This window comes from Rhodanobacter thiooxydans, assembly GCF_021545845.1.
Lineage (GTDB): Bacteria > Pseudomonadota > Gammaproteobacteria > Xanthomonadales > Rhodanobacteraceae > Rhodanobacter.
In genome coordinates, this window is record NZ_CP088923.1 from 3,495,597 (window position 1) to 3,511,271 (window position 15,675).

Annotated in this window: 9 protein-coding genes; 4 read left to right on the top strand and 5 right to left on the bottom strand. The window is 70.5% G+C overall.

All coding sequences use genetic code 11. The annotated features are described in order from the left end of the window. Window positions 1-68: 68 nt before the first annotated feature. Together LRK53_RS15945 and LRK53_RS15950 are read right to left on the bottom strand one after the other, a co-directional pair. Complete coding sequence (locus LRK53_RS15945) at window positions 69-2,633, bottom strand: bifunctional aspartate kinase/diaminopimelate decarboxylase (protein WP_027493390.1); 2,565 nt, start codon at window positions 2,631-2,633, stop codon at window positions 69-71. Between the two features lie 420 nt (window positions 2,634-3,053). Continuing rightward, window positions 3,054-4,571 (bottom strand): fumarate hydratase, encoded by a 1,518-nt coding sequence (locus LRK53_RS15950; RefSeq protein ID WP_027493391.1) that lies wholly within the window; start codon window positions 4,569-4,571, stop codon window positions 3,054-3,056. Window positions 4,572-5,018: 447 nt separating this feature from the next. Here LRK53_RS15950 and LRK53_RS15955 point away from each other — a divergent pair, with 447 nt between their 5' ends. From LRK53_RS15955 to LRK53_RS15970, 4 genes are all read left to right on the top strand, one after another. After that, window positions 5,019-5,900, top strand: coding sequence for a PhzF family phenazine biosynthesis protein (locus tag LRK53_RS15955; RefSeq protein WP_027493392.1), 882 nt, complete (start codon window positions 5,019-5,021; stop codon window positions 5,898-5,900). Between the two features lie 64 nt (window positions 5,901-5,964). Beyond that, the gene (locus tag LRK53_RS15960) at window positions 5,965-7,284 is read left to right on the top strand and encodes an APC family permease (RefSeq protein ID WP_027493393.1); all 1,320 of its coding nucleotides are present in this window, start codon (window positions 5,965-5,967) and stop codon (window positions 7,282-7,284) included. A 50-nt stretch (window positions 7,285-7,334) separates the two neighbouring features. Continuing rightward, a complete protein-coding gene (locus LRK53_RS15965) occupies window positions 7,335-7,871 on the top strand; it encodes a (2Fe-2S)-binding protein (RefSeq protein ID WP_027493394.1) in 537 nt (178 codons plus the stop codon). After that, window positions 7,868-10,123 (top strand): xanthine dehydrogenase family protein molybdopterin-binding subunit, encoded by a 2,256-nt coding sequence (locus LRK53_RS15970; RefSeq protein ID WP_235642383.1) that lies wholly within the window; start codon window positions 7,868-7,870, stop codon window positions 10,121-10,123. The genes LRK53_RS15965 and LRK53_RS15970 overlap by 4 nt, the downstream gene beginning before the upstream one ends. A gap of 123 nt (window positions 10,124-10,246) precedes the next feature. On the opposite strand, the gene LRK53_RS15975 is transcribed toward LRK53_RS15970, so the two are convergent. The 3 genes from LRK53_RS15975 to LRK53_RS15985 all read right to left on the bottom strand — a co-directional run bounded on the left by LRK53_RS15975 (window position 10,247) and on the right by LRK53_RS15985 (window position 15,389). Further along, on the bottom strand, window positions 10,247-11,845 hold the full coding sequence (locus LRK53_RS15975; protein WP_027493396.1) for a hypothetical protein: 1,599 nt from the start codon (window positions 11,843-11,845) through the stop codon (window positions 10,247-10,249). Between the two features lie 695 nt (window positions 11,846-12,540). Next, a complete protein-coding gene (locus LRK53_RS15980; protein WP_235642384.1) occupies window positions 12,541-14,496 on the bottom strand; it encodes a hypothetical protein in 1,956 nt (651 codons plus the stop codon). 41 nt (window positions 14,497-14,537) lie between these two features. Beyond that, window positions 14,538-15,389 carry a hypothetical protein gene (locus LRK53_RS15985; RefSeq protein WP_235642385.1) on the bottom strand — a complete coding sequence of 284 codons (852 nt, stop codon included), beginning with the start codon at window positions 15,387-15,389 and terminating at the stop codon, window positions 14,538-14,540. Between the last annotated feature and the right edge of the window lie 286 nt (window positions 15,390-15,675).

Genomic DNA, 15,675 nt, shown 5'->3' on the forward strand with positions numbered 1-15,675 from the left:
CAAAGGCCGGGACAAACGGCGATCCCGCGCCTTTCGCCCGCTTGCCCCCTGGACAGGCGAACCCCGGATCAGGCTTCGATCACCACTTCGTCGGCCTCGTCGCGCAGGTTGTAGTGCAAGGACATCACCTTGCCGTACGCGCCGGTCTGCGCGATCAGGATCACGTCGCCCTCGGCCGCCTCGGGCAGGCGACGATCGGTGCCCAGCACGTCGCCGGATTCGCAGATCGGACCGACTACCTGGTACAGCGCGGTGGCCGGCTGGCCGAGCCGGGTGAGGTTGACGATCTTGTGCCAGGCGTCGTACAGCGCCGGGCGGATCAGGCTGTTCATGCCGGTGTCCACGCCGAGGTAGCGGAAGCCGCCCTTGTCCTTCTGCTGGGTCACCCGGGTCAGCAGTACGCCGGCGTCGGCGACCAGGTAGCGGCCAGGCTCCATCCACAGCTGATATTGCGGATAGACCGCCTTGACCTCGCGCAGCGCGCGGTCGAGCGCGGCGATGTCCAGCGGCGCCTCGCCCGGATGCGCCGGCACGCCGAGCCCGCCGCCGATGTTGAGGAATACCACGCTGGCGATGCGCTCGGCCAGGCTGGCCAGCTGCGCGTAGACCTCGCCCCAGTGGCTGGCGTCGAGTACGCCCGAGCCCAGGTGCGCGTGCAGGCCGCGTACGGTCACGCCGTGCGCATCGGCCAGTTGCAGGAACACCGGCAGCTGGTCCAGCGGCAAGCCGAACTTGCTGCCACTGCCGCCGGTGCGCACCTTCTCGTGGTGACCCAGGCCGCGGCCCAGGTCCACCCGCAGCACGATCTCGCGGCCGCGGAACAGCTCGCCCCACTGCTGCAGCGGATGCAGCGCGTCGAGCGTGACGGTGGCGCGGGTGGCGAGTGCGCCGGCGTAATCCCCGCGCGGCGCGAAATTCGGCGTGAACAGCAGCGGCGCCGACTCCGGCACCACGGCGCCGACGGCCTCCAGCTCGCCCGGCGACACGCACTCGAACGCGAAGCCTTCCGCCGCCAGCGTGCGCAGGATCGCCGGGTGGGTGTTCGCCTTCACCGCGTAGTGCAGCCGGTCCACCGCCGCCAGCGACTTCAACTCGCGCGCCTGCTGGCGCACCGTGGGCAGGTGGTAGACGTAGCGCGGCGTGGCCTCGGCGGCCAGTTCCAGCAGGCGCGGGCGCTGCGCCACGCGCCACCACGCCGGCACGGCGGGAACGACCTCGCCGCCGCCGTAAAGCATCTGCCAGCTGGGGCCGAACAACGCGCTGTCGTCGGTGCGTAGCGCGCCTGCCCCGATCAGCAGGTCGTGCAGATGCGGCAGCAGCACATCGACGACTTCCTCGTCCACTACGAAGGTGAGGTTCAGGTTGTTCGACGACTGCGAGATCAGGTGCACGCGCAGCTGGCCGAACTCGGCCAGCACGCCGGACAAGGTGTGCAGCAACGAGCGCATGCCGCGACCGACCAGGGTGATCGCCGCGCACGGCGCGATCACCTTGACCCGGCATACCTTGGCCAAATCGCTGGCGAGCGCGGCGATCGCGTCGGAGTCGAGCAGGTTCTCGGTCGGGTCGAGCGACACGGTGACGTTGGTTTCGGCCGAGCCGATCAGGTCCACCGACAGGCCGTGGGTCTTGAAATGGGCGAACACGTCGGCGAGGAAGCCCACCTGCTGCCACATGCCCACCGATTCCATCGACACCAGGGTGATGCCCTTGCGCGCGCTGATCGCCTTCACGCTCGGCGCGTGCGCGCGCACCTCGGGGCCGATCACCGTGCCTTCGAGTTCGGGATGGTTGGTGTCCTTGATCAGCAGCGGCACGCGCGGTTCGCGCAGCGGCGACAGGCAGCGCGGGTGCAGCACCTTGGCGCCAGTGGAGGCGATTTCCTGCGCCTCCTCGTAGTCCAGCCGCTGCAGCAGGCGCGCACCCGGCACCTGGCGCGGGTTGGCGGTGAACATGCCGGCCACGTCGGTCCAGATCTCCACCCGCTGCGCCTTCAGCAGCGCACCGAAGTACGCGGCCGAAGTGTCCGAGCCGCCGCGGCCGAGCAGCACGGTGCGGCCATGCTGTTCGCGCGCGATGAAGCCCTGGGTGATGAACACCTCGCCCAGCGCGGCCAGGCGCGCATTCAAGGCTGCGTCGGGCTTCGCCTCGACCATCGCCGACAGCAGGCGGGTGCGCTCGTTCTGGTTTGGCAGCGCCACCGCCGCCAGGCATTCGCGCGCGTCCAGCCACTGCGTGGCCAGGCCGCTGTGGCTGAGGAACGCCGCGCCGAGCGCGCTGGACATCAGCTCGCCGTGTGCCTGCACCTGCGCCTGCCAGGCCAGTTCGCCGCGCGGCGCCGGGCCGTTGGCGGCCAGCCCGGCCAGGTCGGCCAGACGCGCGCCGAGCGTGTCCGGCAGCGCCAGCTGCATGTGCTCCAGCAGGTCGTAGTGGCGTTGCGCGATCGCGCCGGCCGCCGCCTTGCGCTTGTCCTGCCCACCCTCGCCGCACAGTTGTTTCAGCGCGTCGGTGATACCGGTCAGCGCGGAAACCACCACCAGCACGCGCGCGCCTTCGGCGCGGCGGCTGGCGACCAGTTCGCGGATGTTCTGCCAGCGGGGAAGCGTGGCGACACTGGTGCCGCCGAACTTCATCACGATCCAGGGGGCGTCCGCGGAGAGCGGCGCGGGGTTGGGCGGGGTCACGGGGGTTCGCTATAGGGTGATGGGCATTCGACCAGTGTTGCGCCGCGGCATTGGAATTGCAAATTAATTTTGTGGGCGATCCATTTGGACGTATGGACGGCCGAATGGTCGACACCGCAAGCCCGGCAAAGAAGGAGCGCCCTGCTCCCTCCCCTGCTCGCAGGGGAGGGTTGGGGTGGGGTGCTTTTGGTTTCCGATCGCGGGGCTTGCGGTGACCCTGCGCCACCCCTCCTCAATCCTCCCCCAGAGGGGGAGGAGGCGATGGCGTGCGCTGACACACCTCGATACCAGATCGCGCAAGTCTCGTACCCTCTCCTCAATCCTCCCCCAGAGGGGGAGGAGGCGATGGCGTGCGCTGCGCGCACGGGTTTATTGAACAAAGACGGGGATCTTGCCGATCCTTGCTTGCCATTCGCGCGGGCCGGTCTGGTGTACCGAGCTGCCGCCGGCATCGACCGCCACGGTGACCGGCATGTCCTCGACGGTGAATTCGTAGATCGCCTCCATGCCCAGATCGGCGAAGCCGACCACGCGCGAGGCCTTGATCGCCTTGGAGACCAGGTACGCCGCGCCGCCCACCGCCATCAGGTACACCGAGCGGTGCTTCTTGATCGCCTCGATCGCCGCCGGGCCGCGCTCGGCCTTGCCGACCATGCCGAGCAGGCCGGTCTGGGCCAGCACCTGCTCGGTGAACTTGTCCATGCGCGTCGCCGTGGTGGGGCCGGCGGGGCCGACCACCTCCTCGCGCACCGGGTCGACCGGACCGACGTAGTAGATGAAGCGGCCGTTGAAATCCACCGGCAGCGGCTCGCCGCGGTTGAGCATCTCGACCATGCGTTTGTGTGCGGCATCGCGGCCGGTGAGCAGCTTGCCGTTGAGCAGCAGGGTCTCGCCCGGCTTCCAGCTGGCGACGTCGTCCCGGGTCACCGTGTCGAGGTTCACCCGGCGGCCCTTCGAGGCGTCGTAGGTGAGCTTGGGCCAGTCTTCCAGCGACGGCGGGTCGAGCATCACCGGACCGGAGCCGTCCAGCACGAAGTGTGCGTGGCGGGTGGCGGCGCAGTTCGGGATCATCGCCACCGGCAGGTTCGCCGCGTGGGTCGGAAAATCCTTCACCTTGACGTCGAGCACGGTGGTCAGGCCGCCCAGGCCCTGCGCGCCGATGCCGAGCGCGTTGACCTTCTCGAACAACTCGATGCGCAGTTCCTCGGCCCGGTTGGCCGGGCCGCGCGCGATCAGCTCCTGGATGTCGATCTCCTCCATCAGCGCTTCCTTCGCCATCAGCATCGCCTTCTCGGCGGTACCGCCGATGCCCAGCCCGAGCATGCCTGGCGGGCACCAGCCGGCGCCCATGGTGGGCACGGTCTTCAGCACCCAGTCCACGATCGAGTCGGACGGGTTGAGCATGACGAACTTGCTCTTCGCCTCGGAGCCGCCGCCCTTGGCCGCCACGATCACCTCGACGGTGTCGCCCGGCACGATCGACATGTTCACCACCGACGGCGTGTTGTCCTTCGTGTTGGTGCGCTTGCCGGCCGGGTCGGCCAGCACGCTGGCGCGCAGCTTGTTGTCCGGATTCAGATACGCACGGCGCACGCCTTCGTTGGCCATGTCCTCCAGCGACATGGTGGCGTCGTCCCAGCGCACGTTCATGCCCACCTTGAGGAACACGGTGACGATGCCGGTGTCCTGGCATAGCGGCCGGTGGCCTTCGGCGGCCATCCGCGAGTTGATCAGGATCTGCGCCATCGCGTCCTTCGCGGCGGGCGATTCCTCGCGCTCGTACGCGGCGGCGAGGCTCTTGATGTAGTCGACCGGGTGGTAGTAGCTGATGTACTGCAATGCGTCGGCGACGGACTGGATCAGGTCTGCTTGCTTGATGGTGGTCATGGGTCTGGACAGGCGGCTTCGATTCGGGGACCAAGGCGCCGACGAACGACTGTTCGCGGCGCACAACCCTCCCATTGTGCCGCAAATCGGCCTTCCGCCCGAAAGCGGCCCGCGGCCGCATGACACGGACAGCACGCTTCCGCACGTCCGGCGCGTCAGCCACAAGCCGCAAGAAATTTCTGGCAATCAGACACTTCCATGATCAGACGCGCCGGTCCAGACTCGCGCAACCAGCGCGGATCGTGTTCAGGGGCCGCGACTGAGGTGTGGGGTCGACTCGACTGCAAGCTGCCGGCGAACTGCCGCGGCCGCAACGAGTCCGACGTTTCGACAACTCGTTCCATGCCGGCAGGAACGGCTGCGCGCCGGTGCCGGCGTTGCCGCCTGTCACTTGTCGGCAGCGCCCGCCGGTGCAATCGTCGGGCGGTTGCCCTACCGGAAACCACCATGCCCCGCAACCGCCGCTTCATCCAGCTCGACGTGTTCTCCGCCAAGCCGCTGCTGGGCAATCCGCTGGCCGTGGTGGTCGACGGCGCCGGCCTCGACGACGCCACGATGCAGGCGTTCGCGCGCTGGACCAACCTTTCCGAAACCACCTTCCTGCTGCCGCCGACCAGCGCCGCGGCGGACTACCGCGTGCGCATCTTCACCCCGCACCAGGAACTGCCGTTCGCCGGCCACCCCAGCGTGGGCAGCGCCTATGCCGCGATCGAATCCGGCCTGGTGTCGCCGCACCAGCGGCAGCTGCAGCAGGAGTGTGCGGCCGGGCTGCTGCCAGTGCGCGTCGAGGGCAGCGGCAGCGGGCGGATCATCCACGTGCAGGCGCCGCCAGCCGGGTTGCAGACCGTGGCGGCACAGCAGCGTGCCCGGCTCGGCTGGGCCATGCATGCCGAACTGGCGGAAAGCCAGCTGCGCCTGGTCGACAACGGGCCGCGGTGGTTCGTCTGTAACCTGCACGAGGAGGCGGCGGTGCGCCAGCTGCAGCCCGACCTGGCCGCGATCGGCGCGCTTTGCGTAGCCGCCGGCGCCGTCGGCGTCAGCGTATTCGGCCGGCAGCGGAGCGGCGAGGCGAGCATGGCCGTGCGTGCGTTCTGCCCGGCCGACGGCACTCCCGAGGACCCGGTCACCGGCAGCGCCAACGCGGCGATCATGGCCTTCCTTGCCGAGGTCGGCGACCCGGCGGGTTATGGCCTGCGCTACCGCGCCAGCCAGGGGCGCGAAGTGGGCCGCGACGGCTGCGTCGAGGTGGTGCGCGACGCGACGGACGGCAGCATCAGCATCGGCGGCGCCTGCGCCGTGGTCATCCGTGGCGAGCTGCAGCTGGACTGAAGTACTTGTCCGTCCACGCGCCGACCGCCATGCTGCGGCTCCCGCCGCCAGCGACCTCCCCTGCATGAACGACGCCTCTCCCGGCTACGTGCGCAGCCTGCGCCCGTGGGATGCTGCGCTGATCGTGGTCGGCGGCGTCATCGGCGGCGGCATCTTCCTCAATCCCGGCATCGTGGCGCAGCGCACCGAGTCAGGACTGGCGCTGCTGCTGATGTGGGTGGCCGCCGGCCTGCTCACCCTGGTCGGCGCGCTGTGCTACGCCGAGCTGGGCGCGCGGCGGCCGCGCGCGGGCGGCAGCTACGTGTACCTGCGCGAGGCGTTCGGGCCGCTGGCCGGCTTCCTGTTCGGCTGGACCATGCTGCTGGTGATCTACTCCGGCTCCACCGCGGCGGTGGCGACGATCTTCGCCCGCTACGCCGCCGCGCTGTTCGGGCTGCCGGCGGCGTGGACGTTGCCGCTCGCCGTCGGCGCGCTGGTGTTCGTCAGCGGCATCAACCTGTTCGGCATCCGCCTCGGCGCTCAGGTGCAGAACCTGTTCGCCCTGCTCAAGCTGCTGGCGGTGGCGGCACTGGTGGGGTGTGGCCTGTTCCTCGCCGGCGCCGGGCACGGCCAGGTGCTGGCGGCCGATCCGGCTCGCCAGGACGTCGGTTTCATGGGCGCCGCGCTGCCGGTGCTGTTCGCCTATTCCGGCTTCACCTATCTCAACAACCTCGCCGGCGAGGTGCGCGACCCGCAGCGCACGCTGCCGCGCGCGCTGACCCTCGGCATGCTGCTGGTGATCGGCGCCTATGCGCTGGTCAACGTGGCTTATCTCGCGGTGCTCGGCCATGCCGGGCTGGCCGCCAGCAGCGCGCCGGCGGCGGACGTGATGCAGCAGGTGGCCGGCCCGCTTGGCGCGAAGCTGATCGCGCTGGGCGTGGCGATCTCCACCCTGGGCTTCTGCAACATCACCCTGGTCGCCGGCGCGCGAGTGCTGCAGGTGATGGGCGAGGACGGCCTGTTCTTCCGCGCGGTGGCGCGGCTGCACCCGCGCTGGCGCACGCCGAACACCGCGCTGCTGCTGCTTTCCGGCTGGGCCATCGTGCTGGCGCTGTCCGGCAGCTACGGCCAGCTGCTGGACTACGCCACCTTCGGCGACTGGCTGGCCTGCGCGATCGGCGTCGCCACCCTGTTCTGGTATCGCCGCCACGACGCCGTATCCGGCGGCTTCCGCGTGCCGGGCTACCCGTGGCTGCCGCTGCTGTTCGTCGCCGCGGTGACGCTGGTGGTGCTGCTGTCGCTGCGCGACAACCCGCGCAACACCGGCATCGGCCTGCTGATCATGCTCGCCGGCGTGCCGGTCTATGCGCTCTGGCGTCGCCTGTTCAGCCGCACGCGTCCCTAGCCCGCGGCAGCAATGCCACAATGCGCGGATCGACCCCGAGGAGATGATGGATGGCGCGCGTGCAAGCCCAGGTCCTGTCGACCGCCCAGGAAAGCGGCGTCGTGGCGGAGAAGATCCGCGACGGCATCGACCTCGAGGTCAACGGCGAGCGCTTCCGCCACACCGGCGATCCGCAGATGCCGCTGCTGTGGTACCTGCGCGACGTGCTGCGGCTGACCGGCACCAAATACGGCGGCGAAGCCGGCGAAAACGGCGCCGACCTGGTGCTGGTCGACGGCAAGGCGGTCTCCGCGATCATGCAGCCGCTGGCCAGGCTGGCCGGCAAGGCGGTGACCACCGTGGAAGGTCTGGCCGCCAACGACGGCAGCCTGCATCCGCTGCAGCAGGCCTTCATCGACGAGGACGCGATCGGCTGCGGCTACTGCACGCCAGGTTGGCTGATCGCCGGCATCGACCTGCTGCGGCGCAAACCCCAGCCGGACGATGGCGACATCGACCAGCTGCCGAACCTGTGCCGCTGCGGCTGCCAGACCCGCGTGCGCCGCGCGATCAAGCGCGCCGCCGCCGGCAAGGCAGCCCGCGCATGAGCGGCCACGGCATCCGGCTCTCGCGCCGCCGCTTCCTGCAGGTGCTGGCCGGCGGCGCCGGTGCGCTGGTGGTGGGCATCCGCGTCGCCGACGCCGCCGACGCGCCACTGCCGCCGGCCATGCTCGGCGACAACCTCTACGACCTCGGCGCCTACGTGCGCATCGACGCCAGTGGCAACGTGCTGATCGGCGCACGCGACCCGGACACCGGCAGCGGCGTCGCCACCGCACTGCCGCGGATCATCGCCGACGAACTGGACGCCGACTGGAACCGCGTCGGCGTGGTGCCGCTCGGCCTTGGCGTGGAGAACGACAACGGCAAGCCGCGCTGGACCTACGGCCGCCAGCTCGGCGGCGTCGGCGGCTCGATCCCCGCCGCGTGGAACGACCTGCGCCAGATCGGCGCGGTGGCGCGCTGGCTGCTGCTGCAGGCGGCGGCGCGCCGGCTCGGCGTGCCGGCCAGCCGCCTGCACTGCGAGGCCGGCACGGTGATCGCGCCGGACGGCCGCCGCTTCGGCTACGGCAGCCTGGCCGCCGATGCCGGCAAGATCGCGCTGCCGTCCAGCGTGCCGCCGCTGAAGAACGCCGCCGACTACCGTCTGATCGGCCAGAGCGCCGGCGACGTCGATGCGCGCGCCATCGTCACCGGCACCGCCCTCTACACCATCGACCACTACTACGGCGACGCGCTGGTCGCCGTGTTGACGCATTGCCCGTGGCCGGACGGCACGCTGGCACACATCGACACCACCGACACGCTCGCCGTGAAAGGCGTGGTGAAGGTCGTCCAGCTCAAGCCCGAGCCCGGCCAGCCGCTGGGCAGCACGGTGATCGCCCCGGCGGTGGCGGTGCTGGCCGAAAACACCTGGGCCGCCTTGCAGGGCCGCGCGAAACTCCAGCTCGAATGGAAGCCCGGCGCCAGCAGCGGCGAGAACAGCGCTGCGCTGGAGCAGCAGGCCACCACCCTGCTCGCCGGCGATGCCCTGCCCACCAGCCGCGTGCGCAACGACGGCGACGTCGACGCCGCCGGCAGGAAAGCGGCGCGTCGCCTCGACGCCACCTACGTGCAGCCGTGGCTGGCGCACGCCACCGCCGAACCGATGAACTGCCTGGTGCGGCTGGACAAGGACCGCGCCAGCCTGGTCGTGCCGACCCAGGCGCCGCAGAAAGCCTGGGCCGTGGTGCAGCGTCTGACCGGTCTGGCCCCCGACCGCATCGACATCCGCGTGCCGCGCGTCGGCGGCGGCTACGGCCGCCGGCTCGACCACGACTACGTCGCCGAAGCGGTGCTGCTGGCCAAGGCTGTCAACAAGCCGGTGCGCCTGCTGTGGACGCGCGACGAGGACTTCAGCCACGACTGTTACCGCGCCGGCAGCGTGCACCGGATCAGCGCGATCGTCGACCGCAAGCGCCAGCTGCTGGCCTGGCACCAGCGCATGGCCAGCGCCTCCGCGCTGGCGCGTCGCGGCACGCCGGACGACCGCCTGTGGACGTCCGAACTGCAGGCCGACCAGTTGCCCGCCGCGCTGGTGCCGAACTACCGCAGCGACTGGTACGCGCTGGAATCGGCGCAGCCGCGCGGCCCGATGCGCGGCATGCCGCACCTCAGCAACGCGTTCGCGGTGGAAAGCTTCATCGATGAGCTCGCGCACCAGATGCGCGAGGACCCGCTGAAAACCCGCCTACGCATCCTCGGCGAACCGCGCGCGTTGCCGTTGAGCAGCGGCGGCACACTGGACACCGGCCGCCTGGTGAACGTGCTCAAGCTGGTCGCCGACCGCATCGAGTGGAAGAACTGGCTGCGCACCATCAACGGTCTCGGCATCGCCTGCTGGCACGTCGACGGTGCCTACGTGGCGCATGCGATCGAAGCGGCGATGCAGGGCGAACAGCTGGTCATCCAGCGCGTCGTCTGCGCGGTCGACGTCGGCCGCGTGATCAATCCGCTGGGGCTGCAGGGCCAGGTGGCCGGCGCCACGCTGGACGCGCTGTCCATCGCGCTGAATGCGGCCATCACCGTCAAGGACGGCCAGGTGCAACAGCACAGCTACAAGGATTATCCGCTGGCCAGCATGGCGCAGCTGCCGAACGACGTGGAAGTGATCACCGTCCCCGGCGACCGCGCGCCGGCCGGCGCCAGCTTCCTCGCCATGCCCACCGCCGCCCCTGCGCTGGCCAACGCCGTGTTCCGCGCCAGTGCCGTGCGCGTGCGCCGGCTGCCGCTGATGAAGGAACTGCTGCGACTGCTGTGAATATCCGGGAGGCGGCGCCTCATTCGCGAAGGCTCCAAGAGAAAAACGGGGCCGCCCCACGGCGGCCCCGTTCCGTACACCTCGCCGAGACTGTCCGGCCGACAAGGCCGGACGGTGCATCGGTTACAGGCAGCCCGGGAACTTGAACGACGCGATGCGCGTGTTCCAGTTGAACGAGCCGGTGCTTTTCAGGTACTCGGTGGTGTACCAGAACGTGCAATCGTCGACCGGGTCGACCGTCATCGCGCTGTAGTCGCCCCAGCGCGACAGGTTGTTGCCGCTCTGCGAACCCAGGCCCTCGATGATGCTGTTCTCGGCCTGCATGGTGCTCAGCGCATCGGTGCCGAGGCGGCCGGTGTAGCGGATCGCCGGGTGCAGTGCGCTGCTGGATACGCTGTAGCCCAGCGCCATGTCGCCCATCTTGTCCATCGCCACCGAGCCCATCCAGCGGTAGCTGGTGTCCGGCGAGAAGGTGGACTGCTGATAGACCACCGGCGTAGTGCCCGGGCTGCGCACCTCATACCAGCGCACGCCGGTATACGGGTCGCGGTGCGTGGTGCCGACCTGCACCGAATGGCTCACCACCAGCGACTCGTAAGTGCCGAAGTTGCGGTAGGCCAGGCGGAACATCAGCCGGTCGGCCAGCGAGTCGAGCTTCTGGCTGGTGCCAGACTGCGGAATGCAGGTACCGCCGCCGCAGGCCGCGGCGAACGAGGCCACTGGGATGCTGACCGGGCCGGTCAGCGTGGTGTTGGCCGTGTTCGCCCAGTCGACGTGGAACTTCCACAGGTTCAGCTTGCTGGAGCCGAAGTTCATCAGGTAGTTCGGCGAACCGGCCGGCGGCGCGGTGGCGCCGTCGAGGTCGGCCGGCAGCACACCGCCATAGCTGCTGGACAGCTGGAAGCACTGCTGCGTGGCCGCGGCGCCGCTCAGCATCGCGTTGCGGTTATAGGCGCAGAGCTTCGCGCCGGAGAACGTGTTGCCGCTGAACATGTTGAACGTTTCGTAATAGGCATCCGGCCATACGCCCATCTTCGGGTAGTCCGGGAAAACGCTGCCGTACGGGAACGCGTAGCGGTAGTAGGCGCCGGTGGCGTCGCTGGTCGCCGACACCGCCACGCACTGGTAGTACGGCGCGGCAGTCACCGCGAACTGGGAGATCACCCAGCGGCCGGCCGCCTTGTCGTAGACCACGGTGGCATCGCCGTCGTTGTCGGTTTCGCACGGGCCACCGAAACCGGCCCACAGCGTGTTGGTCGTCACCGGGCCGTAGGTCACGGCCTTGGTCGACTTGTCGAACACCGCGAACGCGCTGTTGACGATCTGCACGTATTGCGTGGCACCGACCGCACCGTTGGTATCCGGCGGCGCGCTGTTGACGGTGAACGTACCCTGCGGGCCGCTGAAGCCCTGGCCCACGCCGTCGAAGCCGGCGCCGAGTGCGGGCGCGAAGCTGCCGGTGGGGCTGCTCTGCACCGCGCCGTCGGTCTGGTTGCCTGGGCCGTCGATGAAGGGCAGCCGGTGGGCCGGATGTGCGTGCGAGTTCTTGGCGAAATCATCCGGACGCGGCATCACGCCGCGCAGCGAATGCAGGGTGTCGTGCTGCACCGCCGGCGTGACCTCGGGCCCCGTGGTGGTGGCGGCCTGGGCGCTTCCGGTGATGGCAAGACTGATGGCGGCACACAGCGCGAGGCTGAGGCCGCCGGACGTTGACAATGACATGAATTTCTCCCTCCAGAAAACAGCATTGGCTTTCTCTGAACCGGATACGGACGCGAGTAACGGCGCCTGCGGCGACGTGCCGCGAGTCCACACCGGTGACGCCTTTCCGTATCGCGGCATGCGATGCCGCGCCCCCACGGAAAGGTGCCAGCATATGGCGCCGCGCAACTTCCGGCAGCCTTTCAATTCCGCGCAATTTCCTGCGAATACGCGGCCAGTTTCGCGTTAGCCCATGGCGGTCACGGCAACGGCGACCGCCACGCCACGACGCCGGCACTTCCATCAACTCCGGTGCCATCGAAAAGCGGGGCGAGGTTCGACGTCGAGGTGCCGCCCGCCGAGGCGCGCGGCATGCCTACAACGGAATCGTCATGCGCGATACGTGATGCTGGGGCGCCAACACGCCGGAGCTCCCGATGACCGCCGAGCCTTCCAGCCCCTACACGTTTGGATTGGAGGAGGAGTTCGTCCCTGCGACACCTCGACACCATCGTCACCCACGGCACCAGCGCACAGCAGCAACTGGTTCTCTATCACGGCCGGCGCAACGCAGGATCAGGCAACATCGAGGCACTGCGCGCCGTGATCGACTGGCTGGCTGAAACCAGCATTCCCGTTTCGGATTGAGCAAAGAAGAAGCGGCGAGCCTGCGACGCATCCGGTGCGCCCGAGCAGGAATGACCGTCCGCCGCGCCTCAATGGAACTGGTCGTTCGCCGGTACCCACGAGCTGGATGACGCGGCGGGGACGGCGGGTTTCACCGGCAGCACGATGCCTGCGCAGCCCGGCGGCGGCGGACCGCCGGCGACGCGCGCGGCGGCGCATTCGGCGCTGTTGTCGAACTTGACCATCGGCACGGGGGCGGCACGGCTGGCCGCCGGCGCGGGTGCGGCCACCGGGTTGGCGGGCGCCAGGTGCAGGCGCTCGTAAGCCTTGGCGCCGACCGGCTTGGCGGGCGGGTCGGGATTGGCGCAGCCGAGCAGCGCGATCGGCAGCAGCGGCTTGATCGAGCACTCCACCCGCACGCCGCGCGGCAGGTGGAAGGTATGGTTGACCGTGGTCTTCTCCACCGCGCGGCGCAACGCGGTGTCGATCGAGCTTTCGCCTTCGGGGGTCCAGTCCTGCTCGAAGCGGGTGGGCTGGTAGCCGATGTTCGGCGTGCCGTGGCGCATGATCTCGGTGTCCCCGCGCGGCTTGAGCTGCACGTAGCCGCCCAGTGCACCCTGCCGCGCACCTTCTTTCGCGCCGGGCTGGTGGCCGCCAAGCTGGCCCTTGCCGGGCTGCTCCCCGCGACGCCCGTGATCGTTGCCCTGCCGCGCCGCCGGCGATGCGGGGCTGCCGGCGTTGGCGCTTTCCGGCGCAGCAAGCACGCCTTCGGGCGTGCCGGGCGTGCCCAGGTCGCTGCCTTGCGGCGTGGCGTCGGGAGCGCGGCTGACATCGCGCACGCCGGCAGCCTCGGCCGGGCTTGGCGTCGCTTGTTCGGCCGCAGCAGGCGACGACTCCGCAGGCGGACTGCTCACCGATGGCGCCGGCGCGGCGGCGGCAACGACAGCCGGCGGTGTGCTCAATTGCGGCCGCTCAATGGACGTCTGGACGTCCATCTTCTTCGCGGCTTCGGTAACCTCGACCTTCGCTTTCGGCACCGACGGCTCGACCCGCGCTGGTACCGCCGGCGCCAGCGGCACCGCCTCGAGTTCCGCCTCGGCCACCTCGATCGACGGTGCCTGCAGCTGCGGCTTCTCGGCTGGCACGCTCGGCGCCGGCATGCTCGGTGACGCCCGCAGATTGACGCTCGGCAAAGGCTGCGCCGGCAACGGCACGGGCTGCAGCTCGGGCACCGGCGGCGCGGCGGGAAGCTGTGCACGCACCGGCGCCACGCTGGCCGGCGCAGCGGATTTCGGCAACTCGGTGTTCAACGCGATGCTGGAGATGGTGATCGGCGGCGCGGCCTGCGGCGGCAGCTCGGGCAGCGCCAGCGACGGTGGCGGCGGCATTGGGCGGTTGCCCTCCAGCTGCGGCCGGCGCACCGCTTCGGGCTGGAACTTCGGCGACACCGGCGGCTGCACGGCAGGCGTCGGCAGCGTCACCGCCGGCGGCTCGCCGGCCAGCGGTACGGGCTGCAGTTCGGGCGCCGGCTGCGGCAGGCTCACCGGCGCGGGCGGCGCGGCGGGCGGCTGCGCTTTCGGCGCGTGCGTCTTCGCGGCTTTCGCGATCGCCGGCGGTGCAACGGCCGTGGCCGGCGGCGACGCCACCGCGGCCTCGGTGTTCGCGCTGCGTTCGCTGACCGACGCGGGCCGGTGGCTGCGGCCCTGGTGCCGCGGACCGCGCTCCTTCGGCGGAGTGCCGCGCACCGGCGGCGGTGGCGGCGGCTCGGGCGGCTCGATCAGGCGCACCTGCAGCAGCTGCTGCCGCGGCTCCGCGGGTGGCACCACCTCGAACGCCGGGCCGAGCACGAAGCCGAACAGGAACACCAGGTGCACCAGCAACGCGCCGACCATGGCGAGGATGCGCAGGCCGCGTTCGCGCGGACGCGGACGAGTGTGCTGGTGGTAGACCCTGGCCCGCGTGGCCGCCGCCAGCGGCGAGTTCAGCATCACCCGCGCCGGATTGGCGGGGCGGCTGGCGGCTGGCGGGTCCGGCGGTGGGGGCATGCGGCGAGTGTAGCGGGCACTGGCGCGCCTTCGCATGACGCTCAGTGGCCGCGCGCGGCACCCGCGGCACGCTCGCGCAGCTCGGCATCGACTGCGCGATTCGCGGTATCGACCGGACAGCCCCACGCCAGCGGCTTGCCGGCGCGGTACATCGCAATGCATGCCTCTTCGCTGGGTTTCGTCGGCGCATGCGCGTCGCCGGCCAGCGGCTTCGCGGGCGCCATGCTGAGACGTTCGTCGCCGCTTTTCGCCGAAGGCGGTGGCGGCGGATCGCCACCGCAGCCACCGGCCAGCATGGCCAGCGAAACGCCACAATGGATGCGCACGCCGCCGGGCAGGTTGACGGTCTTCCTCACCGTGGTGTTGTCCACCAGTTTCTGCAGCGCGCTGTCGAACGCATTGCCGCCGCTGCTCCAGTCCTTCTCGAAGCGCGTGGCCTGATAGGTGACCGCGCTGCGATGCTGCATGACCCGCGGATCGCCCTGCGGCAGGCGCTGCACGTAGTCGGGCGCGGGCGCGCTGGCCGCGGCCGCCGGCAGTAGCGGTTGGCCCTGTTCGTCGTAAAGACGCGGTGCAGCGGCCGGTGCCGGCGCCTGCAGGGTCATCGTGCCCTTCGCCGGCGGCTCGTACGAACGCGGCGGCAGGCGGGGCCGCGACGGCGCGACTGGCGCTGGCGGGGGTGGCGCCGTCGCGGTGGGCGACGCCCGCATGATGAACCGCACCTGCAGCACCTCCGCCTGCGCGGGCGCCGCGGCAGGGATCGTGGGCGGGCGCATCTGCTGCCAGACCACCAGCACGAACAGCACGTGCAGCAGGCCGGCTACCAGCAGCGCCAGCCAGTGCGCGCGGCGGTCGCGCCACGACTCGCGCCAGCGCCCCGGCCGCAACAACACCCGCCCCGCGTCATCCCGCAGGCCCGGGCCGCGGCCCGGCTGGGCCGGTGGCGCATTCGACGGCGAAGGGTGGTGCCGGGCAAGCGGCTGCGGGCGAACGATGACGGTGCCTCTTGGGGTAATGGCTGCACACAGCATGGCCGATGACGCTTGAACCTGCGCCGATCGGTCGTCGGCGGCAGGCTGGCGGGCCTTGCGCTGGGACCGCCGCCGCGCCGCGCCGGTTCCCCGCATTGCAGCTTGACCGAACCGGCGGATGGCTCAAGGCTAGCCGGACGGCGCCACG